This is a genomic window from Parasphingomonas zepuensis, from assembly GCF_036663735.1.
Lineage (GTDB): Bacteria > Pseudomonadota > Alphaproteobacteria > Sphingomonadales > Sphingomonadaceae > Sphingomonas.
In genome coordinates this window covers 587,084-602,458 of sequence record NZ_JAXOJO010000003.1, presented here as the reverse complement: position 1 = coordinate 602,458, position 15,375 = coordinate 587,084, and the positions used below count along the sequence as shown (strand labels likewise).

The following is a 15,375-nucleotide window of genomic DNA, read 5'->3' as shown; positions in this document are numbered from 1 at the left end:
GCCGCGGTTCTGATCGAACCGTCGGTTCAGGTGTGGGGTGCGCGGGCTTATTGCGGCCGATCGGCATTGCGAAGTCAGTCGGCGAATTTTTGTTGGAGACATTTTCCGCTTCGGTTCTGCCGCTTCGATTCACCGATCAAGGCCGCGATGTTGCCTGCGGCCATTTTGAATGGAGTGAAACGATCATGGCTCGTGACGACAATATCAGTTCGGTCAGTGCGCTTCCGGACGCTGCCGGTTTTGCCTATAGCGTGAACGGCGTTCGCCAGCACACCAGCGATCCCGTCATCGACGGACGCCAGGTCTTGAATGAGTCGGGCCACACGCCCGCTGACGAACACGTCCTGATCAAGTTGCGTAAGCTCGGTACGACCTCGGTCGGCCTCGACGAGAAGGTGGATCTGCGCGAGGGCGGCAAGGAGGCGTTTCGCGCCTTTCTTGACGACCGCATCTATCTCTTCACGCTCGAGGCGCGCGGTTACGAATGGGGCGCGCCCGCCATCAACGAAGCCGAGCTCCGTGCGCTCGTGCAATTGCCGCCCGATCAGGTATTCGTGCTCGAACAGGTCGAGGCACCCGATGCCGTGATTGACGACGAAAGCGACATCGATCTGGCGGCGCGCGGTACCGAGCGGCTCGCCATTGCGCGCCGACGCACGGTCACCGTCACGGTCAACAACAAGCGGGTCACCCTGGCGCGGGGTTGGCATCGCGGAGCACAGATCAAGCACGCCGCGATCGAACAGGGTGTCGCGATCGAGCCCGACTTCACGCTCGATCAGGAGCAGCCCGATGGCACCGCGACGATCGTCGGCGACGATGATCGCGTCTTCATCAAGGGCGGCGAGGTCTTCTCGGCGGTGGATGACCATGATGACAGCTGAGGCGCAGTTGAAGGTCGGCGTGCGACGCGCCCTCGAGGAGTTGCGCGCCACCTTCGCGGGTTTCCGGGTCGATGTTCTGCCGAGCGCGTGTGGCGGCGCGTTCGTCAGGGTCGAGGACGTGTCGCTCGGCGCGCCTTTTGTTCAGGCGACGACCTGGATTGGCTTCTTCTTGTCGAGCGCGTGCCCCGACGACGATGTCTATCCCCTTTATCTGCGGGGCGATCTCAGTCGGTCCGACCAGGCCGCGCTGACCTCGCCGCTCCACATCAATCAGCAATGGCCGGCGGTGGAAGGCATGGACACCCGCGCCGCCGTCATGGTCTCGCGCCGGCAGAACAATCAGTCCTGCTGGTCGATCGAGACACCCTCACTCAAGCTTCGAACGGTGATCCGATGGCTGAAATCGCTGTAACGCCCCCGAGCTGCCGAATGCGGATGGCGGCGGACCTGTACGATCGGCTCCATGCGCATCTGTTCCCCGGTGATCGCGATGAGCATGGTGCGGTGATCATCGCCGGGCTTCGTCGCTCGAAGCACGGAGTAACGCTGATCGCCCGCGAGCTGATCCTTGCCGAGGAAGGCAAGGATTGGGTGCCGGGCAAGCGCGGCTATCGCGCGCTGCCGGCAACGTTCGTCGCCCGATGCATCAGGCATTGCCGCAACGAGGTGCTCGTCTATCTCGCAGTCCACAACCATGGCGGCGTCGGCCATGTTGCTTTCTCCGATGTCGATCTCGAAACGCATCGTCGCGGCTTTCCGGCCTTGCTCGACATTGTCGGCAACGACCTTCCGGTGGGCGCGTTGGTCTTCGCCGAAGGCGCGGTCGCCGGCGATATCTGGCTGCCGGATCGCACGCGCCTGACGTTGACCGACCTCGTGATCGTCGGACCCAGTCGTGTCGTCCTCGCGGATCGGCCGCGATACGAACCGCGTACCGTTCCCGGTCGCTTCGACCGTCAGGTGCGCATGTTCGGGCACGAAGGGCAGACAGTCCTGTGCTGCGCCAAGGTGGCGATCATCGGTCTGGGCGGCGTGGGATCGATCCTCGCCGAATTGCTCGGGCGTCTCGGCGTCGGTCACTTCGTGCTCGTCGACAATGATCGCGTGCAGCCAACCAACCTGCCGCGCCTGATCGACGCAACCGGCTGGGACGCCATGGCCTGGCTGTGCGCCGATGACCGGCCGGCCTGGATGCGGCGGCTCGGCTATCGCCTCGCCACGCGCAAGGTCGATCTGGCCGCGCGCGTGATCCGTCGCGCCAACCCTCGGACGCAGCTGTCGCTGCACTTCTCCCGGATGGAGGACACCGCGGTGGTCGAGGCGCTGAAGCATTGCGACTATATCTTTCTCGCCGCCGACAGCCACCGGGCGCGCCGCCTGTTCAACGCGATCGTCCACCAATATCTGGTGCCCGGCGCACAGCTCGGTACGCGGATCCAGTCGGACCCCGAAACCGGCGATCTGGTGAACGTGCACAGCGTCGTGCGTCTGGTGACACCATCGTCCGGCTGCCTCCTGTGCAATCAGGCGGTCAACCGGACTCGGCTCCGCGACGAGAGCATCTCCGCTGACATGCGCGAGCGGCAGCGCTACACCGACGAGCAGGGGGTGGTCGCGCCCAGCGTCATCACCTTGAACGCGCTCAGCGCGGGTCAGGCCGCCAATGACTTCCTCTTCCATATGACGGGGCTTGCCGCACCCGGCGCCTATCAGGGCTATTTTCAGGGCCGCCCGATCGAAAGGCGCGTGCGGCTGCAACAGCCGAGGCGCGATCCTGCCTGCCCGGATTGCGGGAGCGGATCGCACAGCCGGTACGGACGCGGCGATGCGCTTGGCCTGCCGATGATCGACTGACCCGGCGATGCGTAACGTTATTCGTCGCCGGCGAGGCGTTCCTTCTGCTGTTCAAGCAGCGGCCGAAGAGACTATGACGGGTGCATAATGTGAGGTTTGCCACGTGCTCAGGGCGTTGACCAAGAAGCGGACGGACGGCCAGCTGTACCAGCGGCCGATGGCCGTCACCCAACGCTTGCACGCCATCGCCGGCGTCGATCGAGCAAGCCTCAGAACGCTTCTTAGAATATCGGATCGACGTCATCCCGATTATTTGCCGTCGGAATGTCTGGTCTACTTGCTTCGCGAGGCGGTGCACGATCCGGATCACGCGTGGTTCGATCGATTGTGTTCCGCGTTGCTCGGACGCTGCGTGCTCAATCTGCGCTGGTCGATCCGCGCCGGCAGCCTGCCCGATGCCGAGGGCGTACGCGAAGACATTCTCGGGGCGTTCGCGCTACGCCTGTCAGAAGCGCTCCGGCTCGACCCCGAACGCCTGGATCCGTTCGAAGTCATGTTCGATCTGGCATTCGTCGCCTTGCGACGCGACCAGCATCGCCGCGAGACGAAGCGAGCGCGGCGCGAGCCGAATTTCGATCCCGCCCCCTCCGACGACGCGGAAGATCCGGACCGATGGGTGCTCGCGCTGCGCGCCGATGACGGGTCGGACGATATCCGCCTGTATGGCGCAGAATCTCAGATTTTCCGGAATTCGGTTCTCGCAGCGATTGACCAACTGCCCGAACCCGAACGTGTCGCGATCACCCTGAGGCTGGAAGGTATCCCGCTTCATTCGGATGATCCGGCCACAGATTCGATTTCAAGGAGATGCCAGGTGGATGAACGTACGATCCGCAACCGGATAAAGAGTGGTGTTCGCAAGCTGCAACGCCTGTCCAGCGACGACGTGCGGTGACGGCCGTGCCCGCGACACCGTCCCGCGCTGATATCCTGGAGGATTTCGCGACTGGCGATCTCGATGCCGGACGGCTTCATCAGTTCGTCGCTCGGTTTCCCGCCATGGAAGCGGATTTTCGGGCGATCGCCGCAGAATTTGTCCAACTGGCGCAAACTGACATTCCCGCGTCCGACGCACGAGCGGATGCCCCGCTGGTTGATCGCGCCGCATTGTCGCTTGCCGACCTCCATCGCGACCTTGCGGAAGCGCGTGGCCATGTCGACGTCTTCGCCGCCCGTACGCCTGCTGAGATCCGCACGATTGCGCGACAGCTCGCCTTGCCTGCCCCCTTGATGGACAAGCTCAAGAATCGAATGGTCGATCTCGCGACGATCCCGGGGGGCTTTGTCGCTTGGCTCGCGAACGGCTTCGGTGTGCCCGACGCCGATATGCGGTTCACGCTTGGCCGGCCGGCAATGGCCGTCGGTGCAGGCAGTTTCGTAGTCGATGCGTCGCCTGGCTCGTCCAAGCAGAGCTTCGATGCGGCAATCTTGACGACACCGATGAGCGAGGAAGACAGAAGCCGAATGCTGCAATTTTCCATCGCTGCCGACTGACATCGCTCGGGAGGGAAAGGGCGTGACGCGGAAAGATTTCTTTTCGCCATTTCCGTTTTGCTTCGCTCGCATCGATTGACGAGGGAAGATCGGGTCTGTCGTGACACAGGTCAGGATCCGTCGACCATCGGGATGTGCGTTCCCGACGGTTCGACCTGGACGGTCGTCGTATCGAGGGAACGTAACAGGTGAGCACAGGCAGACTTGCAAGCGGCAGACCATTGCCCAAACTGTTGTTCGCGACCTCGCTCGTGCGCCTCAGGGAGTCGATCGGGGACAAGGCCGACGAAGCGGCGGAGTTGATTCGTTCCGGTGGCGCCACGTTACTCGACTTCGCGCCGGATAAGGTCAGCCCTGCGGCTGTTGCAGCAGCGGCCGCGGGATACGAAGGGCTCGTCTTGGTCGGCGGCTACAACGTCCTCCCGGCATTACGGCTCGATGTGCTGGCGCCGGCGATCCGTACCGCGATCGGCCATGGCGGCGATCCGGATGATTTTCTCGTCTGGAGTGACGAACCCTATGCCGACGTCAATGGCAATGGGCTACCGGACCTGCCGGTCACGCGGATCCCCGATGGCGGTTCGGGGGACCTCTTGATGACGCAACTCACCGGCACGCTGGCCAAATCGCGCTTTCGCCGGTTCGGGCTGCGCAACAGCGCACGGCCGTTCGCCGACCTGGTTTTCACCGGGATTCCCGGCCCGGAGCAGATCCTCGCGTCCGCGCCAACCACCAGCGCGACGCTTCCAGTAGAGCAGCTCGATGCCGCGCATCTCTATATGGTGCTCCACGGCTCGTCGTCCGATCTCGCATCCTATTGGGGTGAGAGCGCTAGCGGTACGATCGAGGCGCTCAACTGCGCTCAGATCGGACCGATCGTCGGCGGTGTCGTCTTCGCGGCCAGTTGCTATGGCGCGCTGACGGTCGAGGAACGAGCACATGAAATCGGCGATACCGAACAGCCAACCATCGTTGCTCCGGCCCACTCGATCGCGCTCACGTTCCTGGCGCAGGGCGCCTCGAGCTTTGTCGGTTGCACCGGTGCGCATTATTCGCCCGCCGGGGCGCACATTTCCTTTGGCAGCCATATTTTGCACAAGGCGTTCTGGAATAGTGTCTGCGCTGGCGCCCCGCCGGCCAGGGCGCTGTTTGATGCCAAGGTTGCCTTCATTACGGCCATGCCATTGACCATGGATCCCGGTTTGACCGCAGTCGCGCTGAAGACGTGGCGTCAGTTCAACTGCCTTGGCCTCGGCTGGTAGAAACGGAGAGAGTCCATGACCGAGACACCCAAAGAGATCGCCCAGGGCTTATTGCCGGGCTGGCAGGTCGTTCGTTCAGAAAAGGCCGGAGCGACGCACGCGCACGCCGATGCGCAGACGCCAAACCTTGCCACGTTGCGGGCGGTTTACGACATGCGCAAAACCGGCGTCACCGAGGGCTTTGCCACGGCATCGACGGCTGGTCAGGAAGCCGAATTTGTCATCATGGCGCCCCCGGCCGGCGAGAGCCAGATCGGCGAGAAGGTCGTGGTCGTCTTCAACGGCCGCGCGATCGCGGTCCAGGGTTGATTAGGTGCCGATTACGGCGACGTTCTCGACTAGATTGGCTGCCTTAACCTTGATCGCGACCGCTGCCATCAGGTCGATATCGGCTCGCGGACTTCGGATCGAGACGATCAGGCTGAATCGCGCCTTGCCATTGTAATAGGCAGGGTCGCGACGGTCGGCCCACCAGCCTCTCACCGGATAGACCGAGATTCCGTCGCGCTGGGCTAGTTCATGGGCTGGCCCGGTCCAGATATCGTGATGGATCGTACCATAGCCGCGGCGCCGGGCGCCGATGCGCCATCCTCGATCGACCGGACCAGCGCTCGGCGGCAAGGTCGCGCCTTCCTCGAGCTCGGCCAGGGTATTGATCCGGCGCTGTGCTTCGGCATGGTTGTCGTCCGCTGCCTTGAGATTGAAGCGCAGTCGGTGGGAGGCGTAGCGATCCAGCCGGTCGCGGCTACCCGCATGCAGATCCGGCTCGGCAAAATAGGACAGGGTGCAGCGCAGCTGGACCTCTTCCTGGTTGAGCGATTGCAGGATGTCGGTCGGCCATGGCAGCCGGAAATACTTCATCTCGCGCAGCCGAACGCGTTTATCGACATATTCAAACGGGCTGAGCTCGTCCTCGATGATCATGGTGAGCGCATTGCCGGCGCTCGCCATCACCCGCTCTTCGACGGGCATGCCCCAGCCGAAACAGTCGAGAACGCTGGCGACTGCCTCGCCTTCCGAAGCGCCCAGCCGTCGGGCGGCGCGCAGCCGGTCCATCATCGCCGGCGTCCAGTCGGCGGCATGGACCAGCATGCCTCTGAGCGTTTCGGCGCGGAATCTGGGATATGCTGACGTCAGCCGTGTCGCCATGCCGGCTGCACCCGCGGTTGCTGCACTCGTCTCGGCGACGCATTGCAGCGGATGCGAATTGACGTTGCGGCCGGTCGTCAGAATCATCGTCCGCTTGACCGGATGCGAGCACGGATCGCCGTCGTCGACGACATGATTGCCGCCTTCCATCACGATATCCGGCTTGTTCGCGGGACGAAGGCTCCACTCCTGCGCCGTGCGCGCGGTCGGACACAGATCGCCCGACGGTGCCAGAACCGTCAGATCGTCGGGGCATTTGATCGTGGCGGCGCCGACAGTGAGGGCGTTCAGCGCCTGGCCGGGGCTTTCCAGCCGATGTTGCTTGTTGCGCTCGGCATAATGGGCGATTTCATAGGGTTCTAGTGCGGATGTCGGGACATTGCCGGCCGCGACGCAGAACAATCGTGTTTTCTCGCCGTCGTTCCAGGCCAGTTGGTCGACAGTAGCCGAGGTGCTCGTTTGGCGGCCGTCATTGGCGTCGCCTGGCGCCGTCTGCGCGAGGCAGAAGATGCGGGCATTGGGATCCTGCTCGGCAAGCATGATCGCTTCGCCAAGCGCGGTGTGGGCCGGCACCGCCGCCTTGTCGGCCGGCGCCGTCACGATGATGCTCTCTACCGCGGTGGCGACGCCTAGCGGGTCAGCGCCAACCGGCACATGGTTCAGATCGCCATAGAGGGCGACGCCAGCCATCATCGTGCCGTGACCATGATGATCGGCATTTCCCCAATCCGCTCTGATCGTTCGGCACCGTGCAGGCGGCAGGAACGGGGCGAGCAGGGGATGGATATGGTTTACCCCGGTATCGAGGATCGTGGTCAGCGGCGGCGCTCCTGAAGCCGGCACCAGTCGGCTCGCCAGCGTCTGGACGAAATCGGCCCGTTCCTCGGGATCGAGACCATGGTAATGGCTCGAGAAATTCGACGCGCTGCGCAATTCGACGATTGCAGCGCTGGCGCGGATCAGGTGGGCGATGGTCGCGCGATCAGCACGGATGTTAACGACCGCAATGTCGATGAAGTCGGTGGGCGCGCCGCATAGCTGGGCCTCGCTCGTCTCGACGATCCGCAGGAACAGCGGCAATGCGGACAGGCGGATCCAGATTTCCCACTCGACCACACCGGCCTTTGCCGAGGACAGCCGGTCATCGGGATCTGTCCAGAGATCCTCGATCGTCGCTTCGCGAAAGTCATCGACGCTTTCGAACAACCAGAACCGGTTCGGTCGTCGGTCGTCTTCTTCCTCGTCATAGGCCTGGTATCTATCGAGGGCCTTCAACAGGCTTTTGGCGCTCCGTTCCTTCAGGAAGAAGATGGCGCGATCAGGCTGGTTACCCTGGCCGCGTTGCACGCTGAGCAATTGGAGGCCCCGGCTTTCCAGCTTCAGATCGCCGACCTCGATCGCGATCATTGGCCGGCCTTCGACCGCCACCGCCATGCCGCGCGCGGCGGCGGGAACCCGATATTGCGCTTGCTCGCGGGCAATTGCCGGCAAGTCGGCGACTGCTTTGGTAAAGCTGGCGCGGAGTTTGCGCGCATGGGCGTCGCGGTCGGGAACCTCTTCGGGCCGGTCTTTCGAACCGCCACCTTGCGGTTGAAAACGTTCAGACGCCACTCCGAGATTTCGGAGATGGAGATGCCGATAGACGGGCATGGAATTCCCCCTGATCCTAGTCGCTCATTATGAGCCGGACCCATCATGGGCGTCAATGTGCGTGAAGCTGAACCCGGTCTTTGAGGGCGCGAACAAGAAGATCTGCGGTCAATTGACCGTCATTCTCGAGCACCGCATCGCGCGCGGCATCTTCGGCGGCCGCCGCGACATCCGCATGACTTAACGTCTTCGTTGCTTTATCGACCTGATCCCAGTCGATTGCGTCCCGGTCGAACTGGACCAGATGGTTGCGCATGACCTTGCGTGCTTCCTCCACTGACGGCGTGTCATAGAGAAAGAAGCCGTCGAAGCGCCGGAAGATCGCCGGGTCCAACAGCGTCCGGTGATTGGTTGCAGCGATAATGATTGCGTTGGAATTTTCTTCCTCCAGAAACTGCAGGAACGAATTGAGCATCCGCCTCGCTTCGCCGATGTCGTTCTCCGAGCCGCGTCGGGTCGCGAGCGCATCGACCTCGTCGAAAAAATAGACGCCGCGTGTCGTATGCATGGCGTCGAAGATCAGGCGAAGCTTGGAAGCGGTTTCCCCCATGAATTTCGTTATCACGCCATCCAGGAGGATCGTGAGCAGCGGGAGGCCGAGTTCCCCTGCAATCGCTGCCGCCGTCATGGTCTTACCAGTCCCCGGCGGCCCTGAAAAAAGGAACTTACGGCGTGGCTTCAGGCCGCGGCTTTCGAGAGCAAGGCGCTCGCGGTGCTCCCGCACTACACGACGAACCGATTGTTCGAGCCTCGGGTTCAGGACCAGATCGGCCAGCGTTTCATCCGGATAAGCAGCGCGAATGAGCCCCACCAGTTCGCCGCGTGCCCTTGCAAGCGGCGTGGCGGTCGCGCTGGACTTTGCCGACGCGTCCGCACGAATGGCCCCGATTAGCCGTTGAACGTCTTCAGCGACCTTGGTCTTGCCGGCTTTCTCCGCATCCCCGGCGATTTCCTCCGCGATCGACAAGAAGCGCTCGCCATCGCCTGCTGCATGGCTTCGGATCATGCTGATGAGTTGGCGAGCGGTGGTCATATCGGGCGTCCTTGGTTCCCCGGCGACTCCGCCGCCAGGGCATCGACTTTGCTGTCTAGCGCAACAAGTAAATTATATGTTTTTTGCAATAAACGCAAATTTAGATCTACGAACTTATCGTCAGATCCAGATCGTTGCAGAAAAGCGGTCGCTCGGCGGATGAAGCCCGATGACGCGCGTCCTGTCGACAGCGCGCGGCTCAGCGTCGAGTCAGAAACTGAGAGCATTTCAGCCAAATACCTTTGATTCCAGCCTCGCTGTGCCATGAGCGATTGGAGCGCCTCGATCGTCGACTCGGCTCGGTTGTTGGGCTTTCTGCCGCGCATGCCAAGCGTGTGCTAGAGATTTGCATAAATTGCAAGAAATGCTTGAGGATGTTGCCATCGGGATAAATGAGAGCTGTCGAGTCGAAACAAGTCAGTTGAGAAGGGGGTGTGGGATTGGCTGGCGATGCACGAAGTGCCGCTTGAACTGCCACTCGGCCGGAATGCGCGGCCGTCCGCTGGGACGCTATCTTCCACCTAAAGGGGCGTGTCGGTAAGCGGTTCCGTCGTAGCCGGCGCATCACCGCTTAATGCGATGTCCGCTTTGCTCGGCTCACTCGCAAAAAACTCTCAGTCCGGAATCGGCCCACTTCGAGCCGAAAGCAGCACCTGAACTAACGTCCGGTTTCGGGAGCCGTGCAAGCCGCCTTGGGTGTCCGCATCTGGATCGTCGCGGCAACGAGATCATCGGCGGGTGTCGACCAGCTCAAGACATTCAGCGTCGGTGACGCGAACGGCGGCTTTCGCTGAAACCCGCCAATCGGGTAGCACAAACCGGCCGGTCGGCTTAGCGCCCCAACAGCGGTCATTCCGGCAGTCCGCCTCCCATCCTGAAAGCCGCCGTTCTCCAAGATAGTGGCGGCCGAATGCCGAGCCCGAGATACTTTTGCCAAGGAGCAGTTGGTGTTGAACTGAAAGCACCGCGCGGGGCTATGGTCATGCGCGCGCGCAGATCGGCAAGGACGGCATGGGAGGCCATGGTACCATTCAAGACTCGGGGGTCGATTGATTCGTTCCCTATTTGTTCTATTGTGTCGGTTTGCGAGTCAAGCCGGGTGCTTGTGGGCAACTGTTCCTGTTCGCGGCGGCAGGGGCTCCCTTCGCTCGGGAATCTGAGGCTTTGGCGGCACGATAAATATTTGCTGGCGGCAGTGGGACACGCAGGCGATGAACAGAATCATGAAGCAGGACGATCCTTTTGAACTGCAGCGATTCATCGATGCACAGGCAACAAGCTACGACATGGCACTCACCGAAATCCGCCGCGGCGCAAAACGCAGCCATTGGATGTGGTTCATCTTTCCGCAGGTCGCCGGGCTAGGTTCATCGGCGATGGCACAGCGTTATGCGATCGGCTCACTGGACGAAGCGCGCGCTTATCTCGCGCATCTAATGCTCGGAGCAAGACTGCAGGCCTGTGTTGCCGCACTCCAGGATCTGACCGGCACCACCGCCGAAGCGGTGTTCGGCAGCATCGATGCGGTGAAGCTGCGGTCGTCGCTGACCCTGTTCGTAAAGGCGGGTGGCGGGCCGTTGCTTGAGGCGGCGCTGACGCGCTGGTTTAGCGGGTCGGATCAGGCAACGCTCGATATTCTGGGCAGGGGCTGACCGATGGAAACCGGGCGCAGGAAATCGGGGCGTGCAACGGCCACCACACCGACGCCGCCCTATATCGCGATCGCCTGTTGGCTCGACCTGCTCGGCTATGGCGGCGAGATCGACAAGGCCGGGTTCGATCCGACTCATCCGGATGCAAGGGCGCCGCTGCGCCGCCTGCGCGACTTCCAAGCGGTCGTCTCTGAACATAGCAGCGGCGGATTCCCGACTCTGGTGATGAACGATGGCGCTGTGGCCTACAGCAACATCGAACCGAGCCGCAGCGACAAGGCCTGGCGCTTCATCGCCCGTTGCTGGGCGCTCTACCAGGCAGCGACCGAAATCGATCTGGCCAATGGCGGACGAGGATTGCGCGGTGTGATCGCGGTTGGGTTGCGCGCCAAGGGCAGCAATCGCGGCATTCTCGCACAGGACGAAGCCGTGACCGGGATCATCGAGCAGCTCGTTGCCGGGACGATCGACCGCAAAAGGGCGCTCGCTGACGCGCGCAAGGTCCGGCGGGTTTTCGATATCATTCCGCAGCTCCAGGCTAATTTTGCCTTCACCCGCGCCTATGAGGCCGAAACGGCAGGCACCGCTGCCGGACTTCCCGGGCCAGCGCTCTATCTCGACACGGCGGTCTTCGCGCATGACTTACCGCACTGGATTCGTTCGGGGCCGCCGGTTCCTTGGCGGCCAGCCAAATCTTCGCTTGCGACCAGCTTTGTTGCCCTCGAAGCCATCGAGCCGGTTGCCGACGAAGTGGCGCACACCGCGCTCCGCTCCGGGCAGGTCTTGCGGACCATATTGCAGGGGCGGCAACCAGCTCGGGTCCAACGGGACGCCGATCCTTACCTCTACAAATACACGTCCTTCGAGACCGCGCGCATCGTGCTCGGATCGGGCCGGCTGCGCTGGACCACGCCGCCGTTGCTCAACGATCCCTATGATTTGAGCTTCGACCTCCATCTCGACTTTCATCACGACAGCGTGCGCGACGCGGCGATCGATCTACTCTGGGCCGATTGGCGCAACGATTCAGTGCCGGCGCCGCAGGCGTTGTTCGAGGCGTGGAAGCGGGTCACCAAGGCGGCGCAACCCGATCTCACGCGTGCGGCGTTCGCAGAGATGGTCGCGCCGATCATCGAGGAGTCGATTGCCGCCACCGCCTCGATCGTCGAAATGAACGCCGAACTTCAATTTCATCTTCAGCGCGCCAAATTGCTCTGCCTGACCGAAACGCCGGGCAATATGTTGATGTGGGCGCACTATGGTCAGCAGCATCAGGGCGCCGTTCTGCGGTTCACCCGCGAAGGCGACAACAATGCTTTCGGGATGGCAAAACCGGTCCGCTACGCCCGGGCCATGCCACGCTTCGGGGACAGCGCGACACTGGCTCGCATGATCACCGGTCGTTTGCAGGATCCCAAGGCGCTCACGGACGCCCAAATCTATACCAAGGCGATCGACTGGGCCTATGAGCGCGAATGGCGCATCCAGTTCGGCTTCGGGCGCGATCGCGATGCGGCGCATGAGGATCTTCCCTTTGGGGCCGAAGAGCTCACCGGGCTGATCCTGGGCTGTCGGATGGACGCAGCGAGGCAGGCCGAGCTGGCCGACCTCGCCCGGAGACTCAATCCCGAAGTCGAGATCTTCGTGACCCGTCCGTCAACGCGCGCGTTTGAAATGGCTATCGAATCCTGGGTCGAGACCGGTGCCTGACAGGCGGGCCGCGGCGCCCGGTTCGAGACATGTTCCACCGGCCAATCGCTCGACCGGGATGGGCGAGCGATGAACGGTCGCGAAACACTGCGTGGTGACGCAGCAATGGCGATCGTCGAGCGCGAGATCATGCACCACGGCGACGCGGTTATCGCGCACCTCGCGCCGTTCGAAGCGGCGGGCGCAATCGCGACCTGGCATGCCGCTATCCGTTCGGCCGAGGAGTTCATCAATATACCGCAGTTCGCGGTCCCTGGTGCCGTGGAACACCAGCTGCTGTCGCTACCACTGGGCGACGCGCTGGCGGCTGACCCCAGTCCCGCGATTGCCGCGCGCGATCTGCTCGAGCCTTTGCTCGGCGAGGCCGTAGCCCGCCGCTTCATGCTTTCCATGATCCAGCTGACCATCGCCTCGGTCGGCCTGCGCGAATCCGGTCGTTCGCTGGCGGGCGGCTTCGTACTCGACAGCGTCGCGGCGGGGATCGATTTTCTCCAGTCGCGGCGGCGCCATATGGTCTCGCTGCTCTACGCTATACCCAAGGCCTGCACTGGCACACAGGCGCTCGCGCCCGAGCTCGCCTGGCGTGTGATGCTGCCGCTCCTCGAATACTGCTGCGATGGCGTGACCGGATGGAGCTGGAAGAAAATCCAGCTGCTTTGCCTGCCCGATTTCGCGCTCGAACTGGATGGGGTCGGGGCAATGGCGAGCCAGGCCTTCAACCCGCTTGGCACGATGTTCCTCGAGCCAGAGCGGGTCTCGATCATGGATATGATCGACCATCGCGGCGAGCAGATCGGCGCGGCGCGGCGCGAACCGCAGTATCCGCGTCTGGTCTTCTCGGCCGCGGAGCTGCGCAACAATGTCCGGCTGCTTGAAGCGGTCTTCGCGCAGTTCGGGGTGGACGACGCCGCTTATGGCGCGATCAAGCGGCTGTTGATCCTGTGCTCCCGTCACTGCCGCGACGATTATTATGTCGAGCTACCGCGGACTTTGTTCGACGCGGCGATCGTCTGCCAGGATGCGATCCCGGCGCCCGAGCTGGAGGCGCTGCTGATCAGTCCGTCGGGCAGCTATGCCGATTGTTCGAACGATTATGCACCGTTTCTCGCGCTTGGGGACCGACTGATCAGCAACGTCGTGCTGCTTTCGCGCTTCGCCAACATGTTCAAAAACCTCCACCTCGGCAGTCGGCGAAGTTTCCTCTCCAATGCCGGCTTCATCTTCGAGGATATGGTCAAGCGCGACCTCGCCAAAGCCGGGTTCACGGTCACCGACATCAAACGGATTAACCGCAAGGAATTCGACGTCGTCACCACACTCGGGCAGGTGATTCACAACTTCCAGTGCAAGAACAACTGGATCGATCTCGCCAGGGTCGAGCGCGATCCCGTGCTCTACGCGCGCTATAACCGGCGGCTGGTGCGCTACTACAAACGTGCGCTCGGGAAAGAGCGCCGTCGCGAGGGGCTGCTGACCGAAACGCTCGCGCGAGACAAAATTCGACATCATGTTGTCAGCCGCTTCGCGGTGATCACCGACGATCCGGGCGTCATAAACTACAACCAGCTTGGAATGCGCGCGCAGGCGATCATCGCTGAGGCTGGGTAATTTCCGCAGACGTCGCGACACGTTAGCCGGTTCGCTTTTCGGCGCCGGGCAATTTGCCCATACGGGAGCGAGGCGAGGTAAGGGACAAGGGCAGTGGCAAACGATTCGGTCGAGGATCAAAACGATCAGGGAGGGACCAGTGGCTCGCCCGCGATTTTCGACGCCTTGAACCACGCGTGGGATCATGGTGAGTCGATCAAGGGGGCATTCCCCTCGCTCACGCTGGACCTGCCGCAAATCCCGCGCATTGAACTGCCGGTCCTCGCCGTGCCCGCCGCCGCCGAGCTGTCCGAGGCCATCCAGCGCTGGCAGACGGCGATCGCGCCCTTGACCAAGATTGGCGAAGAGTTTCGCCACCGCTACGCCGAGATCATGAAGCCCTTCGCCGGGCTGAGCGAGCCTTTGCGCCGTCTTCAGGTCATTGATGCGCAATGCGGCCGCCTCGAAGCGCTCGGCTGGTTGCCACACGCCAATTCGCCGCTCGATCTCGTCGCCGACGACCCGGAAGATCCCGCTGCGGTCAATGTCGCGATCCACCAACATTATGCGATCCACTGGCCCGATATCGCGCGTGCGCTGTGCGCCGACATCGACGTCAGCGCATTGGATGACGAGGCAAAGGCGACCTTTGCCGAAGCGGTCGCGGCCCATGGCGCGGGCTTGTATCGTTGCGCGCCGCGCCTGCTGTTTCCCGAGATCGAGCGGGTGTCGCGTAAGGAAATTCATGGCGGCGCGCTCGACAAAATGGCGAGCCAGCAGCGCCTGATGGAAGCGATCGGCGGTCTGACCCCCGCCGAAATGTCATCGACCGGTGTCGCCGGCCTGCGCTTCTATAAGAAGCTCACCAAGCATCTCTACATGCATATGAAGGATGAAGCGGCGGTCGGGATCGCATCCGCGGATCCTGTGCCCAATCGGCATGCCTCACTGCATGGGATCGTTTCCTATTCCTCCCCGCAAAGCAGCATCAACGCGATCCTTGCAGCCGACTATCTCCTGCGCGCGATATCGACGATCAAGCAGGTCGCGGCCGAGGATGCGGCGGCCGCGCGTGGCCGCGCCGTCGCATCGAGCTGAGG

At 62.7% G+C, this 15,375-nt stretch carries 14 protein-coding genes; 11 read left to right on the top strand and 3 right to left on the bottom strand.

What is annotated here, in order from left to right:
- The first annotated feature begins 50 nt into the window (after nt 1-50).
- The 7 genes from U1769_RS14190 to U1769_RS14160 all read left to right on the top strand — a co-directional run bounded on the left by U1769_RS14190 (nt 51) and on the right by U1769_RS14160 (nt 5,803).
- On the top strand, nt 51-884 hold the full coding sequence (locus tag U1769_RS14190) for a multiubiquitin domain-containing protein (RefSeq protein WP_332717107.1): 834 nt from the start codon (nt 51-53) through the stop codon (nt 882-884).
- Nucleotides 874-1,296 carry a hypothetical protein gene (locus U1769_RS14185; protein WP_332717105.1) on the top strand — a complete coding sequence of 141 codons (423 nt, stop codon included), beginning with the start codon at nt 874-876 and terminating at the stop codon, nt 1,294-1,296. Before U1769_RS14190 ends, U1769_RS14185 begins: the two co-directional genes overlap by 11 nt.
- Nucleotides 1,278-2,738 (top strand): ThiF family adenylyltransferase, encoded by a 1,461-nt coding sequence (locus tag U1769_RS14180; RefSeq protein ID WP_332717103.1) that lies wholly within the window; start codon nt 1,278-1,280, stop codon nt 2,736-2,738. The genes U1769_RS14185 and U1769_RS14180 overlap by 19 nt, the downstream gene beginning before the upstream one ends.
- 115 nt (nt 2,739-2,853) lie before the next feature.
- Nucleotides 2,854-3,633: an RNA polymerase sigma factor gene (locus tag U1769_RS14175; protein WP_332717101.1), complete on the top strand. Its 780-nt coding sequence runs from the start codon at nt 2,854-2,856 to the stop codon at nt 3,631-3,633.
- The gene (locus U1769_RS14170) at nt 3,630-4,232 is read left to right on the top strand and encodes a hypothetical protein (RefSeq protein ID WP_332717098.1); all 603 of its coding nucleotides are present in this window, start codon (nt 3,630-3,632) and stop codon (nt 4,230-4,232) included. Before U1769_RS14175 ends, U1769_RS14170 begins: the two co-directional genes overlap by 4 nt.
- 221 nt (nt 4,233-4,453) lie before the next feature.
- Complete coding sequence (locus tag U1769_RS14165) at nt 4,454-5,494, top strand: hypothetical protein (protein ID WP_332717095.1); 1,041 nt, start codon at nt 4,454-4,456, stop codon at nt 5,492-5,494.
- A gap of 15 nt (nt 5,495-5,509) precedes the next feature.
- A complete protein-coding gene (locus tag U1769_RS14160; RefSeq protein ID WP_332717093.1) occupies nt 5,510-5,803 on the top strand; it encodes a hypothetical protein in 294 nt (97 codons plus the stop codon).
- On the opposite strand, the gene U1769_RS14155 is transcribed toward U1769_RS14160, so the two are convergent.
- The 3 genes from U1769_RS14155 to U1769_RS14145 form a co-directional block, all read right to left on the bottom strand.
- A complete protein-coding gene (locus U1769_RS14155; RefSeq protein WP_332717091.1) occupies nt 5,804-8,134 on the bottom strand; it encodes a S8 family peptidase in 2,331 nt (776 codons plus the stop codon). It lies immediately after the preceding gene.
- A gap of 211 nt (nt 8,135-8,345) precedes the next feature.
- Nucleotides 8,346-9,326 carry an AAA family ATPase gene (locus U1769_RS14150; protein WP_332717088.1) on the bottom strand — a complete coding sequence of 327 codons (981 nt, stop codon included), beginning with the start codon at nt 9,324-9,326 and terminating at the stop codon, nt 8,346-8,348.
- Complete coding sequence (locus tag U1769_RS14145; RefSeq protein WP_332717086.1) at nt 9,323-9,652, bottom strand: hypothetical protein; 330 nt, start codon at nt 9,650-9,652, stop codon at nt 9,323-9,325. The genes U1769_RS14150 and U1769_RS14145 overlap by 4 nt, the downstream gene beginning before the upstream one ends.
- Before the next feature lie 897 nt (nt 9,653-10,549).
- On the opposite strand from U1769_RS14145, the gene U1769_RS14140 reads away from it, so the two are divergent.
- From U1769_RS14140 to U1769_RS14125, 4 genes are all read left to right on the top strand, one after another.
- Nucleotides 10,550-10,978, top strand: a complete 429-nt coding sequence (locus tag U1769_RS14140; protein ID WP_332717083.1) for a DUF1810 domain-containing protein — start codon at nt 10,550-10,552, stop codon at nt 10,976-10,978.
- A gap of 3 nt (nt 10,979-10,981) precedes the next feature.
- Nucleotides 10,982-12,688 (top strand): DUF2971 domain-containing protein, encoded by a 1,707-nt coding sequence (locus U1769_RS14135; RefSeq protein WP_332717081.1) that lies wholly within the window; start codon nt 10,982-10,984, stop codon nt 12,686-12,688.
- Nucleotides 12,689-12,757: 69 nt separating this feature from the next.
- Nucleotides 12,758-14,296 (top strand): hypothetical protein, encoded by a 1,539-nt coding sequence (locus U1769_RS14130; RefSeq protein WP_332717079.1) that lies wholly within the window; start codon nt 12,758-12,760, stop codon nt 14,294-14,296.
- A gap of 93 nt (nt 14,297-14,389) precedes the next feature.
- The gene (locus U1769_RS14125) at nt 14,390-15,373 is read left to right on the top strand and encodes a hypothetical protein (protein WP_332717077.1); all 984 of its coding nucleotides are present in this window, start codon (nt 14,390-14,392) and stop codon (nt 15,371-15,373) included.
- The last annotated feature ends 2 nt before the right edge of the window (nt 15,374-15,375 follow it).